The sequence below is a fragment of the Kitasatospora putterlickiae genome, from assembly GCF_039527695.1.
In the GTDB taxonomy this organism is placed as follows: Bacteria; Actinomycetota; Actinomycetes; order Streptomycetales; family Streptomycetaceae; genus Kitasatospora; species Kitasatospora putterlickiae.
On sequence record NZ_BAAAKJ010000513.1, the window covers coordinates 3294 to 6414 of the forward strand.

At 75.5% G+C, this 3121-nt stretch carries 3 protein-coding genes; 1 reads left to right on the plus strand and 2 read right to left on the minus strand.

All coding sequences use genetic code 11. The features are described 5' to 3' along the window. Positions 1-25: 25 nt before the first annotated feature. Positions 26-703, minus strand: coding sequence for a LuxR C-terminal-related transcriptional regulator (locus ABD308_RS38305; RefSeq protein WP_344345562.1), 678 nt, complete (start codon positions 701-703; stop codon positions 26-28). Then, entirely contained in the window at positions 696-2066 is a 1371-nt protein-coding gene (locus ABD308_RS38310) for an ATP-binding protein (RefSeq protein ID WP_344345567.1), read from the minus strand. Before ABD308_RS38310 ends, ABD308_RS38305 begins: the two co-directional genes overlap by 8 nt. 238 nt (positions 2067-2304) lie before the next feature. Between ABD308_RS38310 and ABD308_RS38315 the strand changes: the two genes are divergently transcribed. Continuing rightward, on the plus strand, positions 2305-3121 hold an 817-nt coding region (locus ABD308_RS38315; RefSeq protein WP_344345564.1), incomplete at its 3' end, for a PspC domain-containing protein.

Genomic DNA, 3121 nt, shown 5'->3' on the forward strand with positions numbered 1-3121 from the left:
GGGCGGGACGGCCGGGCGGCGCCGCTCAGACCAGGCGGCGCGCGGTGGCCCAGCGGGTCAGCTCGTGCCGGTTGCTCAGCTGGAGCTTGCGCAGCACCGCCGAGACGTGGCTCTCCACCGTCTTGACCGAGATGAACAGCTGCTTGGCGATCTCCTTGTACGCGTAACCGCGGGCGATCAGCCGCAGCACCTCGCGCTCGCGCTGGGTCAGCCGGTCCAGGTCCTCGTCCACCGGCGGGGTGTCGGTGGCGGCGAAGGCGTCCAGCACGAAGCCGGCCAGCCGCGGCGAGAAGACGGCGTCCCCGTCGCCGATCCGGAAGATCGCGTCGACCAGGTCGGTCCCGGTGATCGTCTTGGTGACGTAGCCGCGGGCGCCGCCGCGGATCACGCCGATGACGTCCTCCGCCGCGTCCGACACCGACAGCGCCAGGAACTTCACGCCCCCCTGCTCCCCCATCAGCCCGGCCGAGCGGCGCAGTACCTCGACGCCGCCGCCACCGGGCAGGTGGACGTCCAGCAGCACCACGTCGGGCCGCGTCTCGGCGACCACCCGGACCGCGGACTCCACGTCGTCGGCCTCGCCGACCACGTCGATTCCGGTCACCTCGGTGCGCCCGATCTCCGCCCGCACCCCCGTCCGGAACATCCGGTGATCGTCCACCAGCACGACCCGCGCGCGGCGCTCCGGCGCTGCCTCAGTCATTCGCTCTCTCCATCTCCAGCTCGACCTCGGTCCCGCCGTCCGGCGCGGGCCGCACCCGTGCGGTGCCGCCGTTGCGCTTCATGCGGCCGAGGATCGACTCGCGTACGCCCATCCGGTCCTCGGGCACCGTGTCCGGGTCGAAACCGGGGCCGTGGTCGCGGACGAACACCATCACGGTCCTCCCCTCGACCTCGGCGTAGACCTGGACCGGTCCCCCGCCACCGTACTTGGCCGCGTTGACGGTCGCCTCCCTCGCGGCCTGCATCTGCGCCGCGATCCGATCGTCCATCGGGCAGTCCCCGACGATCACCACCTCGACCGGGACGCCGTGCCGGTCCTCGACCTCGGCGACCACCGCGCGCAGGCTCTCCGCCATGGTGTCCGGCGCCTGCTCGGCCACGGCCTCCGGCCGGTAGAGCCACAGCCGCAGCTCGCGCTCCTGGGCCCGGGCCAGCCTCAGCACCTCCTTGGGGTCCTCGGCGCGGCGCTGGATGAGGGTCAGCGTGTGCAGCACCGAGTCGTGCACGTGGGCGGCGATCTCGGCGCGCTCCTGGGCCCGGATGCGGGCGGTGCGCTCGGCGCCGAGGTCCTGCCACATCCGCAGCGCGTACGGGCCCAGCAGCACCAGCACACCGGCCAGCACCGCGAGCGAGGACTCGATCATCCAGCCGACCGGCGAATCGCTGCCCTGGGTGGCGAGGAAGGCGATGAGGCCCGCCACCACCAGCAGCACGCCCGCGCCGACCCGGGTGTAGGCGCCGCGCCGCTTCTCGCCCTCCTCCAGGCCGAACCAGCGCTGCCAGCGCGAGTCGTCGGCCTGCCGCCAGACCAGCGCCACACCGACGCCGACCGCCAGCAGCGGCCAGGTGTACGGCTTGGCGGTCTGCACGTTGAGCGCGTTGAGCAGGGCGATCACACCGATCACCAGCATCACCAGCGCGGCCAGCTGGCCCAGCCCGCCCTGCCGCTGGCCGGCCGCCGCCGCGCCGGAGCCGTCGGCCCCCTCGCCCGCCTCGGCCGGCTCCCCCCGCAGGGCGTGCTGCAGCACCTCGCGCAGCCGGCGGATCATCCCGCCGCGCCGGCGTTCGTCCTTGCTCAGCTCCCCGGCGCCGCCCGCCTGCCAGGAGCCGACCGGGACGAAGGCGCCGTTCACGTACACCCAGTGCGCGCCGCCCCGCCGGGCGGGCTCGCCGATGCCGATCGGCACCACGAACCAGAACGCCGCGTAGAGCAGCCCGCCGAGGCCCTGGGCGAAGAACAGCACCACGAAGGCGATCCGCACCCAGCTGACGGGCAGTCCGAGGTGCACGGCGAGCCCGTGCGCGACACCGCCGAGCATCCGTCCCTGCGGGCTGCGGTACAGCCGGCGGTACGGCGGCCGCCCGTGGTCGGGCGCGGACGGGTCGCCGCCCCCGGGCGGCGCGGGCTCGGGGGCGAGGGGGCGGGAGTCGGAACCGGGTGCTGCCACGGCACCGATGGTTCCACGCGCGCGGACCCGGCCGCATCAGGGTGAGGCCCTGACCCTTATCAGGGACAAGTCAGGGTCCGAGCAGGGGCGGGACCGGTTGGGGTGGGGTCCGGCACCCACCAGGATGGTGGGCATGACCGAAGACCACCGCGCAGAGGAGCTCCACGAGGCCGGGACGAGCGCCCCGCCCGCGCCCGACCGACCCCCGCTGACCCGGGCCGAGCACCACCGCGTGGTGGCCGGCGTCTGCGGCGGCCTCGGCCGGCACCTGGACATCGACCCGGTGGTGTTCCGCGTGGTGACGGTCGTGCTCTGCCTCTCCGGCGGCCTCGGCCTCTTCCTGTACGGCCTGGCCTGGCTGATCGTGCCGACCGAGCAGGGCGCGGACGGCAAGGGCGGCTCCGGCCGCACCGAGCTGCAGCGGGTGCTCACCGGCCGGGTGGACGGCCAGTCGGTCGGCGCGGTGCTGCTGACCGTGATCGGCACCGGTGTCTTCTTCTCCTCGATGGGCGACGGCGACCAGCTGTTCCCGCTGCTGCTCGCCGGGCTGGTCTTCCTGGCCGTCCGCTACGACCCGGAGCGCCGCCGCGGCGGCCGGGGCCGCCGTCGCCGCCGCCGGCACCACCACGACCAGGGCCACGGCCACTCCCACAGCCACGGGTACGGGTACGGGCACGGGGAGCCCGAACGGCCGGGCGGCCCGTACGACCGGTACTTCCCGGACGCCGGCCCCGCCGCGGACGGCTACCGCTGGCCGCGCGAGGAGCCGGCCGCGGACGACGAGGCCCGCGCCCGGCACGCCGCCGCGCGCGAAGCGGGCACCGTCCCCGCCGACACCCCGCACGCCGGCCCGTCCGGCTACCTGTGGGACCCGCGCCACCCCGAGCGCAACCCGTACGGCGGCGGCGCGCCGACCCCGCCGCCCGGCGCCCCGGCCCGCCCGTGGTGGG